Source organism: Duganella levis (assembly GCF_009857605.1).
Classification (GTDB): domain Bacteria; phylum Pseudomonadota; class Gammaproteobacteria; order Burkholderiales; family Burkholderiaceae_D; genus Rugamonas; species Rugamonas levis.
The window spans coordinates 1-18,927 of sequence record NZ_WWCT01000005.1; the positions used below are offsets into that span (position 1 = coordinate 1).

Consider the following 18,927-nt stretch of genomic DNA (forward strand, 5'->3'; position numbering starts at 1 on the left):
GCCGGCCATCCGCCCGGCTATGTGCCGACGCCTGCTGCTGGCCCGGTACGGCCGATCGCCACCCACTCGCCGGCCATCACGCCGCGCGAACTGCGGCTGCTGGCGGCCGCAGCCGGCATCGCCCTGATCAGCGCGCTGGTGGTGCTGGGCGGCCAAGCCGCCTTCCGCAAACCAGCGCCAGCACTCAGCGCAGAACAGGTGCAAGCCCTGCAGCGGGCCGACAAACTGGAAAAAGCCCTGCAAACCCTCGACCCCAAACTGCGCGCGCAACTCCCCGCCGATCTACAGAAATAAGCAGCGTCCGGCCACCCGCCGGACTGCGCGTGTTTTTTTGTGCTAACATGTGAACACCTATTCATATGTTAGCAATCATGAGCTGTCAACACGACTATTCCACGTGCGATCCGCAGATCGCGCAACTGGCCGATCTGTTCCATTTGCTGGGCGATCCGACCCGGCTGCGCATCGTGCTGGCCTGCATGCCGGCGCCGATTGCGGTCTCCGAGATCGCGTCTACACTGGAATTGAGCAGTTCGCTCGTAAGCCACCATCTGCGCTTGCTGCGCGCCGCCCGCATCGTCAAGTCCGAGCGCCAGGGCAAGCAAGTTTTCTACTCCGCCGCCGATGCCCATATCAGCGGCGTACTCAACGATATGCTGGAACATATCGCCGAACCTGCCACCGGAACCGAAGCATGAGCAAGCACCACGACCACGACCACCATGACCACGCCCATGATCACCACGATCATGACCACGGCCACGACCAGCAGGCGCACAGCCACCACGATCACAGCCACGGCATCGGCCACCACCACCATCACGGCGATCCGAATACCATGGGCCGCGCTTTCGCCATCGCCATCGGTCTCAATACGGTGTTTGTCGGCGTCGAGTTCTTCTACGGCTTCCTGGCCAACTCCACCGCGCTGATGGCCGATGCAGGCCACAACCTGTCGGACGTGCTGGGCCTGATGCTGGCCTGGGGCGCCGCCATCCTGGCCAAGCGCCTGCCGAACCACCGCTACACTTACGGCCTGCGCAGCAGCTCGATGCTGGCTGCGCTGTTCAACGCCATGCTGCTGATGGCAGCCTGCGGCGGCATTGCGTGGGAAGCAGTGCAGCAGCTGGCGCATCCGGACCCGGTGGCCGGCCTGACGGTGTCGGTGGTGGCCGGCGTCGGCATCCTGATCAATGGCTTCTCGGCCTGGCTGTTCATGTCCGGCAGCAAAGACGACATCAACGTCCGCGGCGCTTACCTGCACATGGCGGCCGACGCCGCGATCTCTCTGGGCGTGCTGATCGCCGGCGTGGTGGTCCGCTACACCGGCTGGAACTGGCTGGACCCGCTGGTCAGCATGGTGATCGTGGTGTTCATCGTGATCAGCACCTGGTCGCTGCTGAAGCAGTCGCTGCGCATGGTGATGGCGGCGGTGCCGGACAATGTCGACCGCGCCAAGATCGAACAGTTTCTGAGCAAGCAGCCCGGCGTCAGCAAGGTGAGCGACCTGCACATCTGGGCCATGAGCACCACCGAGAATGCATTGACGGCCCAACTGGTCACGCCGACCGGCTACCCGGGCGATGGCGCCATCGACGCCATCAGCAAGGCGCTGCGCGAGGAATTCTCCATCCAGCACAGCACGCTACAAGTGCGCACCGGCGAAGCCGAGCTGGAATGCTGTCTGCAAGCGCCGGCCCCGGCGCCAGCCGCGCACGCCCACGCGCATTAATCCGCCAGATTGGCGTACAGGGCGGTACTCAGGTAGCGCTCGCCAAACGACGGGATGATCGTGACGATGATCTTGTCGGCATTCTCCGGCCGCCGCGCCACCTGCAACGCCGCCCACAGTGCGGCGCCGGAGGATATTCCCACCAGCAGTCCTTCCTGCCGCGCCGCCTGGCGCGCCGTCTCGAACGCATCCTCGTTGTTCACGCACACCACTTCGTCGTAGATGGCGGTATTCAGCACGGCCGGCGCGAAGCCGGCGCCGATGCCCTGGATCGGATGCGGCCCCTTGGTTCCTTGCGACAAAAACGGCGACGCCGCCGGCTCCACCGCCACGCAGCGGAAGCCGGGCTTGCGCTCCTTGAGCACCTCGCCCACGCCGGTGATGGTGCCGCCGGTGCCGATGCCGGCCACCAGGATATCCACGCGGCCATCGGTGTCGGCCCAGATTTCTTCGGCGGTGGTGCGGCGGTGCACTTCGGGATTGGCGGGATTGTTGAATTGCTGCGGAATCAGATAGCGCGCATCGCTGGCGGCCAGTTCATCGGCGGTGCGGATCGCGCCCAGCATGCCTTCGCTGCCCGGTGTGAGGATCAGCTCGGCGCCGTAGGCGCGCAGCAGCATGCGCCGTTCCCGGCTCATGGTGTCCGGCATCACCAGCGTGCAGCGGTAGCCGCGCGCCGCGCACACCATGGCGAGCGCGATGCCGGTGTTGCCGCTGGTCGGTTCGAGGATGATGGTGTCGGGGCGCATTTGCCCGGCTGCTTCGGCCGCTTCGATCATGGCCAGGCCGATGCGGTCTTTGACGCTGTGCGCGGGATTGCAGTATTCCAGCTTGGCCAGCACCTGGGCAGTGCTGCCCTGGGCCAGCCGGTTGATCCGTACCAGCGGGGTACGGCCGATCAGTTCAGTAACGTTGTTAGCTACGTGCATGACAACCTCCGGCGACGAGGGGGATAGCTGCTAGTCTACCCCTGTTCGCGCGGTGCTTGCCATTTACTTCACGTTGACCAGTTCCACATCGAAGATCAGCGCCGAGTTCGGCGGGATGCCGCTGCCTGGCGTCGGACGGGCGCCGTAGGCCAGTTCCGATGGAATGATCAGGGTGCGCTTGCCACCCACTTTCATGCCGATGATGCCCTGGTCCCAGCCCTTGATGACGCGGCCGGCGCCCAGCACGAAGTCGAGCGGTTCGCCGCGCGCGATCGACGAGTCGAACATCTTGCCGTGCATATTCTTGGCCAGCGGACGGTACAGCCAGCCCGAGTAATGCATGTAGACGGTGGCGCCAACCGTCGCTTCGGTGCCGGTGCCGACCTTGGTGTCGGTGATGATCAGCTGTTCGGCAGCCGGACCGGGCGTGGCGGAACCGACCACCAGCGGGGCAGCAGGAGCGGACGCGGCAGGTGCAGCTTCAGGCTGGGCCTGTGGCGCCTGCGCGAAGGCGGCGGCCGAAACAGTCAACAACATCGCAACAAATACGGAACTACGCTTCATGTGGATTCTTTCAATGAGGTCGGCAGACAGCTCGTCATGATAGCAAACTAGACGGCGTCCGGGGTGCTAGTTGGCAGCGCGTCATCAGCCAGCCTGCGCAGCGCGTGTCCGGCCGCCACCATGCCGAAGGTGGCGGTGACCACCATCGCCGAGCCGAAGCCGGCGCAGTTGAGGCCCGTCACGCCGCCGCTGCGGTCGTCGCCGTCGACTGCGCACACTTCGCCGGTTTCCGGGAACTTCAGCGGTTCCATCGAGAACACGGCGTCGATGTGGAACTTGGTTTTCTCGCCGCGCGGGAAGCCGTACTGGGCGCGCATGATCTTGCGTACCTTCTTCAGCAGCGGTTCCTGTTCGGTCTTGGCCAGATCGCGCACCGAAATCTGCGACGCATCGGTCTTGCCGCCAGCGCTGCCGATGGTGATCACCGGCAGGTTGTGCTGGCGCGCCCACGCCAGCATGGCCGCCTTGGCCTTGACGGAGTCGGTGGCGTCGATCAGGTAATCGAACTTGCCGCCGCCGAGCATGGCTTCCAGGTTGTCCGGCTCGACAAAATCTTCCACCTGGTTGACCTGGCAGAACGGATTGATCTGCGCGATGCGCTCGGCCAGCGCGGTGATCTTGGCCATGCCGACGGTGCTGCTGAGGGCCTGGATCTGGCGGTTGATGTTGGACTCGGCCACATTGTCGAGGTCGATCAAGGTCAGCTGGCCGATGGCGCTGCGCGCCAGTGCCTCGACGATCCACGAGCCGACGCCGCCGACGCCGACCACGCACACGTGGGCGGTGCGGAAGCGTGCGAGCGCATGGGCGCCATACAGGCGCGCGATGCCGCCGAAGCGGCGTTCAAAGTCGACATCGTCGAAATCTGGGGGTGTAATGCTGTTCATGCCGCCATTTTAACGGAGCGGCGGCAAACCAACCGAACATTGAAAAAGTTAACAAGCTGATATGCTGATCGAATCGATACCGTTCCGTCCAGCCATGTTCAAAAAAATCCTCGCTGCCCTGCGCGGCAGCAAAACCGAAGCCCCCGCTACCGGCGCCCCGATCACGGCCTACGACAGCCAGGGCCGCGAGTTGCAGATCAGCCGCGAGGAGTGGCGCGAGAAAATGTTCCTGCCGACGCTGCAGCAGGCATGGGATGAAGCGGATGAACTCTACCGACAAATCCTGACCGGCCTCGACGACGGCTTTGCGGCCGACCTGCCAGCGGCCGGCCAACGTCTGGTCGAGATCGACGCCAATGTCGACCGCAGCCACACCACGCTGGGCATCGTGCACCTGACCAACGGCCAGCTCGACGCCGCCGAAGCCACGCTGCGCGCCGGCATGGCCAAGGTCGGTGAAACCGGCGCCCTGCTGACCAACCTGGCCAAGGTGCAGTTCGAGCGCGGCGACGAAGCGCTGGCCGAGCAGACGCTGTGGCAGGCGGTGCAGGCCGCGCCTAATCTGGAAGCTGGCTTGATGTGGTGGGCCACGACCCAGCGCGAGCAACATGGCGAAGCCGCCTACCTGGCAGCGCTGCACACCGCCGCCGCCCTGCCCGGCGCCTGGTGTCCGCAATTGTGGCTGGCGCGCCACTATCTGGAGCAACAGGAAGTCGAGCCAGCGTGGGCGCTGTACGCCGGCGTGCTAGCGTCCGGCAATTTCGACCGCCACGCCTTGATGATGATCGCCAACGATCTCGGCTCGACCGGCCACCTCCAACTGATCCTCGACCTGATCGACCCGGTCTACGACGAACACCTGCATGGCCCGACTACCGGGCTCAACCTGATGCGCGCCTGCCTGGAGCTGGGCCAGATCGACCGCGGCCGCGCCATGCTGGTGCGCATGACCGCACTCAATTTCCCGCCCATCCAGCAACACCTCGACCAGTTCGCGCAAGCGTTCCGGGCCAACGACTAAATCCGCGCCTGGTTGAATTATTCTAGAATGGGCGCTTAATCCAGAGAGAGCGCCTTCCATGAGCAACGCACTGTACGACACCGCCCCCGATTTCAGCCAGCCGATTGCTGTGCTGAAACACTGCCACGATCGCATCCGCAAGCAGCTGCAAACCATGCAGAACCTGCTGGCCCACCTCCCCATGCACGGCGCCGATGTTGACGCGCAGAAAGCCGCGCAAGCGGTGTTGAAATACTTCAACCACGCCGCCCATTTGCACCATGACGACGAGGAGCAAAACCTGCTGCCGATGCTGCAAGCGACTGCGCGCGACGCCGACGCCTCTCTTCTGGCAGAGCTGGTTCCCGCCATCTTGGCCGGTCACGAGCAAATGGATAGAGACTGGACTATAATCAAAACGCAACTTGAGCAAATCGCCAACGGGACCAGCACCACGCTGTCGGCCAGTGATGTCGCGCGCTTCTGCGACACCTACGCGGCCCACATGGTGCAAGAGGAAACCCACATCGCAACGATGGCCAAGCGGCTGTTCACCCCCGAACAAATGGCGCAACTGGGCAGTGCAATGCAGGTACGGCGCGGGATTACCCCCGACCTGCCGCCCAGCCAAGTGCCGGAGCAACAAGCAGTCCCGGTCAACAACACGGTGGCCGACGGCGTGGTACTGGCGGACTTGCGGCTCGACTACGGCCGCGCCAGCCTGACGGAGCAGGACGTGCTGGACGACCCGATCGCCCAGTTCGGCAAGTGGTTTGAGGAGGCCATGCATGCGAAGGTCAATGAACCCAACGCGATGAGCGTGGCCACGGTGGACGCGGACGGCAAACCCAGTTCGCGCATCGTCCTCATCAAGCAATACGACCAGCGTGGTTTCACCTGGTACACCAATTATGAGAGCCAGAAAGGCCAGCAGCTGCGCGCCAACCCGCGCGCGGCCTTGCTGTTCTTCTGGAGTGAACTCGAACGCCAGGTGCGGATCGAAGGTAGTGTGGTGCAAACCGCCGCCGAAGAAAGCGACAAGTATTTTTACAGCCGGCCGGTGAAAAGCCAGATCGCTGCGATTGCCTCGCAGCAGAGTGCGCCTATCGCCAACCGGGAGCAGATGGAAGCCAATTACGACGCCGCTGCGGCAGTTAGCGGCGAGCAGCCGGTGCGGCCGGCGCATTGGGGCGGTTATCGCCTCGACCCGGTCCGCATCGAATTCTGGCAGGGACGCCGTTCGCGTTTCCATGACCGGATCGTGTACGAGAAACAAGCTGATGGCAGCTGGGTCAAGGAGCGCCTGCAACCGTAAGCAGGACCGCCTCCCCATGGATACCAGACCATTGCTTGCGATGGTCTTTTTATCCTGAACTCGGAGGTTATCTTGTTCGTACAGAATCAACTCAGCAATTGGATCTCGGGCATCCGCGAACAGCTCACGCTGCCGCTGCGCATCGAGCTATGGAACGGCCAGCAGGTCGACCTGTCCAGCGAAACGCCGCGCGTGACGATACGGCTGCCAAATATCGCCGCCGCCCGCTACCTGCTGACGCCGTCGCTGTCCAACCTCGGCACCGCCTATGTCGAAGGGGCGATCGAGGTCAAGGGCAAAGCCATGGACATGATCGCCGTGGTCAATGCGCTGGCACGCAGTTCGCTCAAGGCCGAGGGCAAGTTCGCCCGCATGGTGCGCACCATCAGCCACAACAAGCAGAAGGACGCGGAAGCGATCCGCTACCACTACGACGTCTCCAACGACTTCTACCAGGAATTCCTCGACCCGAATATGGTGTATTCGTGCGCCTATTTTGAAAACGGCGACGAAGACCTGGCCACCGCCCAGCTGAAGAAGATCGACCACATCCTACGCAAGATCGAGTTGCAGCCGCACCAGACGCTGCTCGACATCGGCTGCGGCTGGGGCGCGCTGGTGATCCGCGCGGCGCAGAAGTACCACGCCCGCTGCGTCGGCGTCACCTTGTCGGAAAACCAGTATGCGCTGGCGAAGGAACGGGTGCGCGCCGCCGGGCTGGAACACCTGGTCGAGATCCGCCTGCAGGATTACCGCGACGTGCGCGGCCAGTTCGACCGCATCACCAGCGTCGGCATGTTCGAGCACGTGGGCATCCGCCATTTGCCGGAATACTTCGCCGCCATCAACCAGTTGCTGGCGCCGGAAGGCATCGTGATGAACCACGGCATTACCTCCACCGATCCGGACAACGGCGAGACGCCGTACGGCGGCGGCGAGTTCATCGAAAAATATGTGTTCCCGCACGGCGAACTGGCGCACATCGGCCATGTGCTGAAAGCCATGCAGCAGGGTTCGCTGGAAGTGACCGACGTCGAAAGCCTGCGCCGCCACTATGCCCGTACCTGCGCCATCTGGACCGACAACTTCGAGACCAACGGCGAAAAAGTGCGGGCACTGGGCGGGGACAAGCGCTACCGCATCTGGCACGTTTACCTGGCCGGCTGCGCTTATGCCTTCGAGCAGGATTTGATCAGTCTTTACCAGATCGTCGGCCGCAAGGCGGGCCAGCGGGCGTCAGTGCTGCCGTGGTCGCGCAAGCATATGTATCCGTCGGCGGCGAGCGCGCCGGTGCAGCCGTCGTATGCGCTGAACGATGGCGGCATGCCGGCGTTTGCGGTGCTGGGCGACGATGGCGGCGTGCCAGCCTTTACCTCAATCGGCCAGCATACGTCTTCCTGAACTTGTCGACCTTGGGCGCCACCACGAACGCGCAATAGCCCTGCATGGGGTGCTGGCGGAAGTAATCCTGGTGGTAGTCCTCGGCCTTGTAGAACGGCGGGGCCGGCGACAGTTCGGTGACGATGGGCGCATCCCACACATGCGCCATTTCGGCGATGACCTGGCGCGCCGTGGCTTCCTGCTGCGGCGACTGGTAATAGATGACCGAACGGTATTGGGTGCCGACGTCGTTGCCCTGTCGGTTGAGCGTGGTCGGATCGTGGATGGTGAAGAAGATTTCCAGCAGGTCGCGGTAGCTGATGACCGTGGGGTCAAAGCTCAGCTTGACCACTTCCGCGTGGCCGGTGGCGCCGGTGCACACCTGTTCGTAGGTCGGCTGCGCGATCTCGCCGCCCGCGTAGCCGGACTCCACCGAGGTGATGCCCTTGACCTCCAGGTACACCGCCTCAGTACACCAAAAACAGCCGCCGCCCAGTATTGCGGTTTCCGCATTGCCAGCCATGACTCCTCCTGCATAGAAGACTTGCCCACCTGCTCACTGTAACGCAAACCGGGGTAATCCGCTATGACGGTACAAATCTTTGGCATAATGTCCGCATGAACACCAATTCTCCCCGCGCCGAAGAGCGCACGTTCGATACGGCGCATTTCCGCCAGGCGCTGGGCCAGTTTGCGACCGGCGTGACCATCATCACCACCCGGCTGGCGGACGGTAGCTTTCGCGGCCTGACCGCCAGTTCCTTCAATTCCGTGTCGCTCGATCCGCCGCTGGTGCTGTGGAGCCTGTCCAATGGCGCCAATAGCATGCCCATCTTTACCGGCAACTCGCATTACGTCATCAATGTGCTGAACGCTGAGCAAGCTCATCTGGCCAAGCGCTTCGCCACCCGCGGCATCGATCCGTGGGAAGGCGTGGAGTACGAGCTGTCGCGCACCGGCCAGCCGATCCTGAAGGATGCGTCGGCCTGGTTCGAGTGCCATAACCGTAGCCGCTATCCGGAAGGCGACCACGTGATTTTCGTCGGCGAAGTGGAATTCTGCGCGTTTTCGCCGCGCCCGCCCCTGATCTTCCACAGCGGCCAGTTCGCCGGCCTCGGGTAAAAAACGGAAATTGGTGTCGCCATTAGAAAAGCGCACACCAGGTCTCAGGCATAGAATGCTGGCAGCATTCATCCATAATGAGAGACTATCTATGAGCCAAGCCCGCGCCCAATTCCACTGGGATGACCCGCTGTTGCTGGACCAGCAGCTGACCGACGATGAGCGCATGGTGCGCGACGCCGCTGCCGCCTACTGCCAGGACAAGCTGCAACCGCGCATCCTCGATGCCTTCCGCCATGAAACCATGGACACGTCCATCTTCCGCGAAATGGGCGAGATCGGCCTGCTGGGCCCGACCATTCCCGAACAATACGGCGGCCCCGGCCTGAACTACGTGGCCTACGGCCTGATCGCCCGCGAAGTCGAACGCATCGATTCCGGCTACCGCTCGATGATGAGCGTGCAGTCGTCGCTGGTGATGGTGCCGATTTACGAGTTCGGCACCGAAGAGCAAAAACAGAAATACCTGCCCAAGCTGGCCAGCGGCGAGTGGATCGGCTGCTTCGGCCTGACCGAACCGAACCACGGCTCCGACCCCGGCTCGATGATCACCCGCGCCAAGAAAGTGCCGGGCGGCTATTCGGTGAGCGGCGCCAAGATGTGGATCACCAATTCGCCGGTGGCGGATGTGTTCGTTGTGTGGGCCAAGGACGATGAAGGGTCGATCCGCGGCTTCGTGCTGGAAAAAGGCATGGCGGGCCTGAGCGCGCCGGCAATTCACGGCAAGTTCGGCCTGCGCGCCTCGATCACCGGCGAAATCGTCATGGACAATGTGTTCGTGCCGGAAGAGAACGCCTTCCCGGACGTGCGCGGCCTGAAGGGTCCGTTCACCTGCCTGAACTCGGCACGCTACGGCATCGCCTGGGGCGCGCTGGGTGCGGCGGAATCGTGCTGGCACACGGCGCGCCAGTACGTCATGGATCGCACACAATTTGGCCGTCCATTGGCCGCCAACCAGCTGATCCAGAAGAAGCTGGCCGACATGCAGACCGAAATCACCATGGGCCTGCAAGGCTGCCTGCGCCTGGGCCGCATGAAGGATGAAGGCACGGCGGCGGTCGAGATCACATCGATGATGAAGCGTAATTCGTGCGGCAAGTCGCTGGACATCGCCCGCCTGGCGCGCGATATGCTGGGTGGCAATGGCATCTCGGACGAGTTCGGCATCATCCGCCACATGGTCAACCTGGAAGTGGTGAATACCTACGAAGGTACGCACGATATCCACGCGCTGATCCTGGGCCGGGCTCAGACCGGCATCCAGGCCTTCCAGTAATTCACACCACGATGCTGGAAATATCGCTGATATTTTCCCGCAGTCGTGAGGCATCCTGTTTGGGCGGCCGGCCGAACAGCCGGCCGTATTCGCGGCTGAACTGGGACGGACTTTCGTACCCGACCGCGTAGGCGGTGCGGGTCGCGTCGGTACCGGCCGCCAGCAGGCGCCGCGCCGCCTGCAAGCGCAGCGTCTTCAGATATTGCAAGGGACTGGTCTCGGTCGCCGCGCGGAAATGCCGGTTGAACGACGACACGCTCATGCCGGCAATCCCCGCCACCGTCTCGATCGCCACCGGTTCTTCAAAATGCTGACGCATCCAGTCGATGGCCCGGCGCACCTGGGCCAGCCTGCCCTCGTCGCGGGTGATCTGGCGCAGCAGCGGACCATGCGGGCTTTGCAGCAAACGGTACATCAGCTCGCGCTCGCGCGACGCCGCCAGCAGCGGTATATCCTCCGGCGTGTCGAGCAGCGCCAGCAAATGATCCCACGCCTCCAGCACCGCGCGCGACACCGGGCCGATATGAAAGCCCATCACCGGCTGTTCCGGCGGCGGCGCCGGCATCTCGGCGATCAGGGACGCAAACAGCGCATGATCCAGCGTCAGGCCGGTGCCGACATAGGGCTGGTCGCCCGCCATCTCGAACACGCAGCAGGTGGTCGGCAACTCGATCAGCGAGGCGTAACAGCCGCCGGCGCTGTAGCGCAGCATCTTCCCGCCGACCAGCATCTGCTTGGCGCCTTGCAGCACCAGGCAAACGCCGGCCGCCACCGCCGTAATGGTCGGCTCCGGCTGACGGAAAGCGCCGATCGCCAGCCGTGGGATCGGCGTCTCGGTCAGCTGGCCGCCGCTGTGGTGCAGCACCCGGCGCGTCATTTTTTGAAGTAAATCGTCCATCGAACCAGTGTGGCAGCGCGGCCAGCGAACGGCAAGCGTTTGAGCGGATCAGGCAAGAAATCGGCCAGTTTTGGCGAATCTGCGGCCGCCGGCAGGCGTATCGTGATGATTCCACACACAGGAGGACTTCACCATGAAACATTTCGGAGCAACATCCACCACCGACGAGGTGCTGGCCGGCATCGACCTGCGCGGCAAGCGCGCCTTCATCACCGGCGTCTCCGCCGGGCTGGGCGTGGAGACTGCGCGGGCGCTGGTGGCGCACGGCGCGTCGGTGGTCGGCACCGCGCGCGACTTGCAAAAAGCCGAGCGCGCCACCGCCTCGATACGACAGGCGGCGCAACACAACGGCGGCAACCTGACGCTGGTGCAGATGGACCTGGCCGACCTGGCGTCGGTGCGCGCGGTGGGCGACGCCATGGTCGCCGCCGGCCAGCCGTTCGATCTGGTGGTGGCCAACGCCGGCATCATGGCCACGCCGTTGGAACACACCCGCGATGGTTTTGAAAGCCAGTTCGGCACCAATGTGCTGGGCCACTTCGTGCTGATCAACCAGCTGGCGCCGTTGATGCGGCAAGGCGCGCGGCTCGTCATGCTGTCATCCAACGGCCACCGTTTCGCCGATGTCGACCTGGACGATCCGAACTTCGCGCACACGCCTTACGATCCGTGGGTGGCCTACGGCCGCTCAAAGACCGGCGACGCGCTGCTGGCGGTCGCCTTCGACGCGCGCCATCGCCACCGAGGCGTGCGGGCGGCCAGCGTGCATCCGGGCGTGATCCAGACTGAGCTGGCGCGCAATATCGAGCCGGCGGCATTCCAGGCGGCGTTTGAGGCCATGAATGCGCAGCATCTGGCGCTGGGCAATCCGCCGTTCGAAGTGAAGTCGGTTGAGCAAGGCGCGGCCACCACCATCTGGGCCGGCGTGGTGGCGGATGCGGATGCTATTGGGGGGCGTTATTGCGAGGATTGCCAGGTCGGCGCGCTGGTGCCGGACGAACTTGTGTTGAGTGCGTTCAGTGCGGGCGTTCGCCGGTATGCGGTCGATCCGGCGCGGGCCGAAGCGTTGTGGAACAAGGCGGAAGAACTGGTTAGCGCGCGCTAAAAAAAACCGCTGCCGAGGCAGCGGTTCTATCTACGTTGCGGGCTAGAAGCCCTTGAAGGCGTAGCCGATGCTGAAGTTGACTGCCAGCGGATCGAGGCGCACTTCCTGGGTCTGACCGGTCGAGTAGTGGGCCGTGGTTTTCAGCTTGGTCTTGATGACCGACGCATCCAGGAACCATTTCTCGTTGATCTTGTACGTGCCGCCGATCTGGAAGCTGGCTGCCGACTTGTCGTCCAGCTTGAAGGTGGCGCCCGGGCCGCCGGTGTTCAGGATCGCCGTCAGCTGGCCCGAACCGCGTTCCTTCTGGAACATGGCGTAGGTGTAACCCAAGCCGACATAAGGACGGAAGGTCGAGTTCGCGTTCAGGAAGCGGTACTGGACAAAGATGGTCGGCGGCAGCACTTCCGCCGTCGCCAGCTTGCCGGTGCCCTGGATCGAACCAGCGCCGCTCAGCTCGTGCTTGTACGGCAGGCCGGCGTCCAGCTCGACCGAGATGTTGTCGGTGAACAGATAACCTACCGTGAAGCGTGGCTGGGTGTCCGATCCGACATCGGTCTTGGTGCCCGGCAGCGCCGGCGCCGACACATCGCCCGAATCCACTTTCGGCGTGATCTTGTTGATACCCAGCGTACCCAGCCAGGTACCGGCGGTTTGTTGTGCCGATGCAGCCGAAGCCACCGTCATTGCGGCGGCCAGCGCCAGCAGTTTTACCGTTTTATTCATATCGTCTCCAGATATTTTCTATGTGACTGAATTACAGCCAGCCCTTGGTCACCATCGCTTTGGACACATAACGCGCCAGCAGCAGGTTGTTGTAAGGGGTTGGGTGTACGTCATCGGCAAAGGACCAGTGGCTGACGTCGCCCGTTTTCAGGTTGCTGGCGTTGCACACCAGCGAGCTGCCCAGCGGGTTCTTGGCGGTCGTCAGGTCGCATGCGGTTTCGGACACGTTGGTCAGACCGTATGGGCCAGGGTTCGTGGCCTGGTCATGGCTGACCGCAAACACGTCCACCAGCAGCACTTTCGATTCGCTGGCCAGGCCCGAGCTCAGCGCGCTGTTGTAGGCGTTGACCATGGCGTTGATCAGTGCCTGGGTCGAGGCATCCTTGGTGCGACCCGACGGCGTGGTGGCCACGTCCGGGAGGTTGTTCACCACCACGTAGTTGGCGCCGTTGGCGATGATCTGGGTTTTCACCAGTGCCACCAACTCGGTGCCGGCTTGGCCCATTGCAGCGACCAGTTCCGGACCGTGGGCGGTCGCGTAGTCGGCGCCGGCCTTGGCGCCTGCAGTCTGCGCGTCAGTGGTGGCCTTGGCAACCATCGGACCAAAGACGGCAGCCGAAGCCACAGCCGAGTTACCCGGCTGCACAGCAGCAGCGCCGATAGCGGCTTGGGTGATGGTGGTCTGCGTCGCGCCGCTCTGTGCTGCGGCGGTTTGTGCGGCAGCACCGATAGCAGCAGCGGCAGTAACAGGATTGGTGGCGCCGGCAGCCAGCTGGCCGATCAGGCTGGTGAGGTAGGCGGTGTTGCCGGCAGTGGTACCCGCTGTGGTGGCTGCGCTGCTCAGCGCACCCAGCTGGAACAGTGCATCGTTACCGCCAGCCATGACCAGCACCAGCTCGTCGCCCTTGAATTTGCCGCCCACCGCTTTCAGGTGGTTGGCGATCTGGGTCACGACCGGATAGGTCAGCGCGCCCAGCGCGCTACCGGTCGCCTTATGGCTCGGTCCAATAGGATTGGTCACGCGCGAACCGCCCATGGCGTAGCCGTAGCAGCCGGCGTGCGGCGTGGCCGGCACCGAGAAGCCCTGGGCGGCATTGCCGTCCAGGCCAGTGACGGCGGCGCATGGTGCAGCCAGGCCGATCTGGGCGGCGGTCAGCTCGGTCCAGTTTTTGCCGGTCAGGGTTTCATTGACCGAGGTGTTGTTGCCGTTGATGGTGAATTTGCCGCCCTTCAGTGCGGCAACGGTGCCGACGGCGTAAGAGCCGACGTCGGACAGGCTATCGCCGAACGACACCTGTGCGCTGTATTTGACTTTCGTGGTTTGATCGCCCGCTGCTGGATCGGTGCCGCCGCAACCCGCAAGGACGGCCAGGGCCATTGCAGCAAGTGCAAGTTTGGTATGACGCATGTTGTCTCCTAAAAATATTTTTTTGTCTTGTGATACGAACGGCCGTGCTATTCGCAACCCAACTAATATGCCAGTACAAGAAACTCTTGTATAGAGGAACACCCCTAAAAACAGGGGTTTGTGAGCAAAAAAGAACGCTTGCTCGGCATTTATTCAGCTATATCAAGTCGCCATTCACCGCGTTGGTGCAGAATCAAGGAAGGCGCGCGCCTCCCGCAGGCAAAACGGCGCCACCAGTCCCGCGTGATACGCGTCCTTGACCGCCTGGTCGGCGGCAGCGGCGCTGCCGGTCTGTCTCAGTGTGAGCAGACGCAACGCCTCCTTGGCGGCGGCGAACTCGGTGCGCGAGGTCAGCGACGGCCCCGCCGCCAGCGTGTCAACATTCAACACCGTCAGTTGCAGGCCGGCCGCATTTTGCGCACGGAAGTACGCCGCCGTGCTGGCGGTGTTGGCATACGGGACCAACGGGTCTTCATCACCGCCGCACAGGAACAGCGGCACGGTCGGCGTGTAAGTGCGCAGGTCGTTCTTCAGCAGCCACTTGCGTAGTGATTGTGCCGGCGCGCAAGCCAGCGGCGTGGCGCTGCTGGCGTTGCACGGATTGGCCTTGAGGTCCGCCAGGTAGGCATCGCGGTAGGCGGTCTTGATCAGGTGATCGGCGCCGAAGGCGCTGGCGTAACCGGCCGTCTGCGGCAGCGAGTCGGCGGCAAACAGCACATCGTCCGGCAGCTTGCCGGCCGCCACCAGATCGCCCAGGCTTTGCGTGCCGGGCAACAGCGTGTCGATGCCGGTGGCGTACTTCGGCTCGTAGATATCGCTGGTGCTGCTGTACAGATTGGCGCCGGCGCGCTGGCCGGCGTTGATCAGCATCGGCAGGAAGCCGGCCGAGCCGGTGGTCGGCGCGCCGCTGAAGATAGCGTCGCCGAACTGCGTCAGCGCATACGGGCCGGACAATGGCGCGGCGGCCGTCACCGCAAATTCGGACGCGTATTGCGTCTGCATGGCGCGCTGCGTGGCCAAGGCCACAAAGCCGCCCTGCGAGTAGCCGGTGACCATCAGCCGGCTGGAGGCGCCAACGTTGATGCTGCTGAAGACACTGCGGGCGGCGCGCAAGGCGTCGATCATATCGGCCGACTGCTGTTGTGCATCCAGATACGGATGGTAGCCGGCGGTCGAGCCGGCATAGCCGACGTAATTCGGCGCCACCACGATATAGCCCTGGGCTGCGAACATGGCGGCGATCAGGCGTGGTTCGGTGGAAGCCAGGTTGGCCATGTCCGTGCTTTTTTGGACCGAGGTGCCGTGCGCATACAACAGCACCGGACGGCCGCCCTGGCAGGCCGCGTTGGTGCCCGATGGCACGATGATGGCGGTGTTGGCGGGCGTGTCGGCGCCGGTCGAATCGATGGTGTGGTACTTCAGCGTGTAAGTGGTGATGGCGCAGGTGGGCGTGCCGGTGATGGCGCTGCCCAAGGTGGTGCCGGCGTCGACCAGCGTTTTCAGCGCGGCCGGGTCGAGCGTGTTGACGGTGCTGCTGGCGCTGACAGTGACCGGCACCAGCGTGGCGCTGCCGATGGGCTGGCCGCGCAGTTGCGGCACCGGTGTCGAGGGTTGCGTCACGACGGTCCCGCCGCTGTGGTCGGCACTACTGCCGCCGCCACCGCCGCAGGAAGCCAGAGTCAAGACGAGGGGAATCAGAGCCAGCCGTGCATTGCGCATATCGCTTCCTTGCAAGATGGCCGGGCGAGTTTTTCGGCCGGCAACAAATTCATCTTAGCAGGTGAAGCTGCCGTAGAACACGGCAGTGGCTTATTTCTGCAACAGCGCGTCGATCACGCCAGCCGAGCCGAACACGGAGCGGCGCAGGCGATCGTTGACGCCCAGCCAGGCGGCGTCTTGCGGCGGGGTTTCGACCAGGATCAGGCCGGCATCGGTCTGGTCCATATCCCGCAGCGCAGCATACAGGCCATAGGCGTAGCCGGCCGGGTCGGCAGGCAGCATGCGTTGGGCATGGGCCGAGGTGGTCAGCGCGGCCGGCAGGTCGTGGCCGATCAGCGCCACCTTGACGCCCTTGGCGTGCAGCTGGGACAGCGTAGCGGCAAAGCCATCGGCCGCCAGCATGGTAACCGGCGTGCGTGGCGCGTAGTGCGATTCCAGCGTACCCGAGGCGCGCGGCGCGGCCTGGTCCGGCGCGGCCGGCAGCATGCCGATCACATCCGCAATCTGTTGCGCGCTGATGTGACCGGGACGCAGCAGCACCGGGCCATGCGTCGCCAGACGCGACATATCGACGATGGTGGACTCAATCCCCACCTCGCTCGAACCGCCTTCCAGCACGCGGCTGAGTTCGGCTGCGGAGCAGGCATCGTCGCCGTTCAGCGCGCCATCGTCATGCGTGTCCATGCCGAACTCGTCGCGCACGTGCTGCGCGGTGGTCGGGCTGACGTTGCCGAATTTGTTGGCCGATGGCGCCGCCACGCCGCCCTTGCCGCCTTTGAACGCCTGCAACAGCGCAATGGCGACCGGGTGCGACGGGCAACGCATGCCGACGCTGTCCTGGCCGGCCGAGACGGCGTCCGGGATGCGCGGGTTGCGTTTTAGGATCAGCGTCAGCGGACCGGGCCAGAAAGCTTGCACCAGCTGGCGCGCTTCGTCGGGCACGTCGGTGGTCCAGTAGTCGAGATCGGCGCCGGGGGCGAGGTGCACGATCACCGGATGATCATGCGGCCGGCCCTTGGCTTCGTAGATGCGCGCCACGGCGGCCGGATTTTCAGCGTCCGCGCCGAGGCCGTAGACGGTCTCGGTGGGAAACGCCACCAGCCCGCCCTGCTCCAGAATGGCCGCCGCTTCGGCAATAGCGGCCTGGTCGGCGACGGTTGCGGATGGCTGCTTCAAGCTTCGATCCCGAGCACGGCACAGGCGGCGTTGAGTTGCTGCTGCGCTTGCGCCAGCGTTGGCGCGATGAAAGTCAGGTGACCCATCTTGCGCGCGCGGCGCGGATCGTCCTTGCCGTACAGATGCAGATTGGCGCCCGGCAGCGCCAGGATTTCATTCCAGGCCGGCTCACGCGTGGCGTCGCTGTCGTCGGTGAACCAGACGTCGCCCAGAATGTTCAGCATCACGGCCGCCGAATGCTGGCGCACATCGCCCAGCGGCAATTGCGCCATGGCGCGTACCTGCTGCGCGAACTGGCTGGTGACGCAGGCGTCGATGGTGTAGTGGCCGCTGTTGTGCGGACGCGGCGCCATTTCGTTGACCACCAGCGAACCGTCGGTCAGTACGAAGAATTCGATGCACAGCACGCCCACGTAACCGAGCTCGGCCACGATAGCTTGCGCCGCCTTCTGCGCTTTCAAGGCGCTCTCTTCCGATACGTTCGGGCCTGGCACGGTGGTGGTGAACAGGATGCCGTCGCGGTGCACGTTTTCGGCGATCGGATAGACCACCGATTCGCCGTCATGGCCGCGCGCTGTCAGAACCGATACTTCGTAGGCCAGCGGCAGCATTTTCTCCAGCAGGCAAGTCACCTTGTCCATGGATTCAAATGCGGCCTGCACATCGGCATGCGATTTCACGCGTACCTGGCCTTTGCCGTCGTAGCCCATGCGCACGGTTTTCAGGATGCCCGGCAGCAGGTCATCACCGATGGCGTCGATATCCGCTTGCGAAGCGATCACCTTGTGCGGCGCCGGCAGCACGCCCGACTTGTCGGCGCAGCTGACGAAGAAACTCTTCTCGGCTACACGGTCCTGCGCGACCGACACGCCGTGCGCGTTCGGTGCCACGAACACCGATTGCGCCAGGCGCGACAGGCTGTCCGCCGGGACGTTTTCAAACTCGGTGGTAACGGCGGCGCATTGCGCGGCCAGCGCATCGAGACCAGCTTCGTCGCTATAGCCGGCGTTGACCAGCCGTTGTGCGACCTGGCCGGCCGGGCAATCTTCTGACGGCTCCAATACAGCAACCTGATAACCCATGGCCTGCGCGGCCTGGGCAAACATGCGGCCCAGCTGACCGCCGCCCATCACGCCCAGCCAGGCTGGTGGATTGGCTTGCGGCAGGATGGGCTTTAACTTCGTATCACTCATTTATTCAACCGGCAGAGTCATGGCCTTGGCGACCTCGGTTTGCGAAACGCGGAATGCTTCCAGCTTGTCGGCCAGCGCGTCGTCGGTAGCGGCCAGCATGGCCACGGCGGTCAGCGCTGCATTGGCGGCGCCCGCTTCGCCAATGGCGAAGGTGGAGACCGGCACGCCTTTCGGCATTTGCAGGATCGACAGCATGGAGTCTTCGCCGCGCAGATATTTCGACGGCACCGGCACGCCCAGCACCGGCACGATGGTCATGGCCGCAACCATGCCCGGCAGGTGCGCCGCACCGCCGGCGCCGGCGATGATGGCGCGCAGGCCGCGCGCGCGGGCGCTCTTGGCATAGGCATACATTTCGTCCGGCATGCGGTGGGCCGAAATCACTTGCGCTTCAAACGGCACGCCGAATTGCTTGAGGATGCTGACTGCATTCGACATCACGTCCCAGTCCGAAGACGAACCCATGATGACGCCGACCAGTGGTTTTTGATCCGCCATCG

19 protein-coding genes and 1 pseudogene are annotated in these 18,927 nt (G+C 64.0%); 9 read left to right on the plus strand and 11 right to left on the minus strand.

The window, feature by feature from the left end; translation table 11 throughout:
- The 3 genes and pseudogenes from GTP69_RS08050 to GTP69_RS08060 all read left to right on the plus strand — a co-directional run.
- A pseudogene (locus tag GTP69_RS08050) lies at positions 1 to 294 on the plus strand (hypothetical protein); the annotation flags it as partial.
- A gap of 77 nt (positions 295 to 371) precedes the next feature.
- Positions 372 to 698 (plus strand): ArsR/SmtB family transcription factor, encoded by a 327-nt coding sequence (locus GTP69_RS08055; RefSeq protein ID WP_110845328.1) that lies wholly within the window; start codon positions 372 to 374, stop codon positions 696 to 698.
- Positions 695 to 1,732, plus strand: coding sequence for a cation diffusion facilitator family transporter (locus tag GTP69_RS08060; protein WP_161054399.1), 1,038 nt, complete (start codon positions 695 to 697; stop codon positions 1,730 to 1,732). Before GTP69_RS08055 ends, GTP69_RS08060 begins: the two co-directional genes overlap by 4 nt.
- On the opposite strand, the gene cysK is transcribed toward GTP69_RS08060, so the two are convergent.
- From cysK to GTP69_RS08075, 3 genes are all read right to left on the minus strand, one after another.
- Complete coding sequence (gene cysK, locus GTP69_RS08065) at positions 1,729 to 2,661, minus strand: cysteine synthase A (RefSeq protein ID WP_161054400.1); 933 nt, start codon at positions 2,659 to 2,661, stop codon at positions 1,729 to 1,731. The two genes, GTP69_RS08060 and cysK, sit on opposite strands and share 4 nt — an antisense overlap.
- A 63-nt stretch (positions 2,662 to 2,724) precedes the next feature.
- Positions 2,725 to 3,225, minus strand: coding sequence for an FKBP-type peptidyl-prolyl cis-trans isomerase (locus GTP69_RS08070; protein WP_202424340.1), 501 nt, complete (start codon positions 3,223 to 3,225; stop codon positions 2,725 to 2,727).
- Positions 3,226 to 3,272: 47 nt separating this feature from the next.
- A complete protein-coding gene (locus GTP69_RS08075) occupies positions 3,273 to 4,112 on the minus strand; it encodes a tRNA threonylcarbamoyladenosine dehydratase (protein WP_161054401.1) in 840 nt (279 codons plus the stop codon).
- A gap of 61 nt (positions 4,113 to 4,173) precedes the next feature.
- On the opposite strand from GTP69_RS08075, the gene GTP69_RS08080 reads away from it, so the two are divergent.
- The 3 genes from GTP69_RS08080 to GTP69_RS08090 all read left to right on the plus strand — a co-directional run bounded on the left by GTP69_RS08080 (position 4,174) and on the right by GTP69_RS08090 (position 7,828).
- A complete protein-coding gene (locus GTP69_RS08080) occupies positions 4,174 to 5,133 on the plus strand; it encodes a tetratricopeptide repeat protein (protein WP_161054402.1) in 960 nt (319 codons plus the stop codon).
- A gap of 58 nt (positions 5,134 to 5,191) precedes the next feature.
- Complete coding sequence (pdxH, locus tag GTP69_RS08085; RefSeq protein ID WP_161054403.1) at positions 5,192 to 6,427, plus strand: pyridoxamine 5'-phosphate oxidase; 1,236 nt, start codon at positions 5,192 to 5,194, stop codon at positions 6,425 to 6,427.
- Positions 6,428 to 6,499: 72 nt separating this feature from the next.
- Positions 6,500 to 7,828 carry a class I SAM-dependent methyltransferase gene (locus tag GTP69_RS08090; RefSeq protein WP_161054404.1) on the plus strand — a complete coding sequence of 443 codons (1,329 nt, stop codon included), beginning with the start codon at positions 6,500 to 6,502 and terminating at the stop codon, positions 7,826 to 7,828.
- Here the strand turns inward: GTP69_RS08090 and msrA are convergent.
- Positions 7,797 to 8,330, minus strand: coding sequence for a peptide-methionine (S)-S-oxide reductase MsrA (gene msrA, locus GTP69_RS08095; protein ID WP_161054405.1), 534 nt, complete (start codon positions 8,328 to 8,330; stop codon positions 7,797 to 7,799). The two genes, GTP69_RS08090 and msrA, sit on opposite strands and share 32 nt — an antisense overlap.
- Positions 8,331 to 8,425: 95 nt before the next feature.
- Between msrA and GTP69_RS08100 the strand changes: the two genes are divergently transcribed.
- Together GTP69_RS08100 and GTP69_RS08105 are read left to right on the plus strand one after the other, a co-directional pair.
- A complete protein-coding gene (locus tag GTP69_RS08100; protein ID WP_110845336.1) occupies positions 8,426 to 8,929 on the plus strand; it encodes a flavin reductase family protein in 504 nt (167 codons plus the stop codon).
- A 91-nt stretch (positions 8,930 to 9,020) separates the two neighbouring features.
- Positions 9,021 to 10,205: an acyl-CoA dehydrogenase gene (locus GTP69_RS08105; RefSeq protein WP_161054406.1), complete on the plus strand. Its 1,185-nt coding sequence runs from the start codon at positions 9,021 to 9,023 to the stop codon at positions 10,203 to 10,205.
- A gap of 1 nt (position 10,206) precedes the next feature.
- Here the strand turns inward: GTP69_RS08105 and GTP69_RS08110 are convergent, their stop codons facing one another.
- Positions 10,207 to 11,103: an AraC family transcriptional regulator gene (locus tag GTP69_RS08110; RefSeq protein ID WP_161054407.1), complete on the minus strand. Its 897-nt coding sequence runs from the start codon at positions 11,101 to 11,103 to the stop codon at positions 10,207 to 10,209.
- A gap of 133 nt (positions 11,104 to 11,236) precedes the next feature.
- Here GTP69_RS08110 and GTP69_RS08115 point away from each other — a divergent pair, with 133 nt between their 5' ends.
- Positions 11,237 to 12,208 carry an SDR family NAD(P)-dependent oxidoreductase gene (locus tag GTP69_RS08115; RefSeq protein ID WP_161054408.1) on the plus strand — a complete coding sequence of 324 codons (972 nt, stop codon included), beginning with the start codon at positions 11,237 to 11,239 and terminating at the stop codon, positions 12,206 to 12,208.
- 42 nt (positions 12,209 to 12,250) lie between these two features.
- On the opposite strand, the gene GTP69_RS08120 is transcribed toward GTP69_RS08115, so the two are convergent.
- From GTP69_RS08120 to purE, 6 genes are all read right to left on the minus strand, one after another.
- On the minus strand, positions 12,251 to 12,931 hold the full coding sequence (locus GTP69_RS08120; RefSeq protein WP_161054409.1) for an OmpW/AlkL family protein: 681 nt from the start codon (positions 12,929 to 12,931) through the stop codon (positions 12,251 to 12,253).
- A gap of 31 nt (positions 12,932 to 12,962) precedes the next feature.
- Complete coding sequence (locus tag GTP69_RS08125) at positions 12,963 to 14,339, minus strand: SGNH/GDSL hydrolase family protein (protein ID WP_161054410.1); 1,377 nt, start codon at positions 14,337 to 14,339, stop codon at positions 12,963 to 12,965.
- Between the two features lie 174 nt (positions 14,340 to 14,513).
- Complete coding sequence (locus tag GTP69_RS08130) at positions 14,514 to 15,959, minus strand: alpha/beta hydrolase family protein (protein ID WP_371867850.1); 1,446 nt, start codon at positions 15,957 to 15,959, stop codon at positions 14,514 to 14,516.
- A gap of 189 nt (positions 15,960 to 16,148) precedes the next feature.
- Entirely contained in the window at positions 16,149 to 17,234 is a 1,086-nt protein-coding gene (locus GTP69_RS08135) for an L-threonylcarbamoyladenylate synthase (RefSeq protein ID WP_161054412.1), read from the minus strand.
- On the minus strand, positions 17,231 to 18,427 hold the full coding sequence (locus tag GTP69_RS08140; RefSeq protein ID WP_161054413.1) for a 5-(carboxyamino)imidazole ribonucleotide synthase: 1,197 nt from the start codon (positions 18,425 to 18,427) through the stop codon (positions 17,231 to 17,233). The genes GTP69_RS08135 and GTP69_RS08140 overlap by 4 nt, the downstream gene beginning before the upstream one ends.
- Positions 18,428 to 18,925 carry a 5-(carboxyamino)imidazole ribonucleotide mutase gene (purE, locus tag GTP69_RS08145; RefSeq protein WP_161054414.1) on the minus strand — a complete coding sequence of 166 codons (498 nt, stop codon included), beginning with the start codon at positions 18,923 to 18,925 and terminating at the stop codon, positions 18,428 to 18,430.
- Between the last annotated feature and the right edge of the window lie 2 nt (positions 18,926 to 18,927).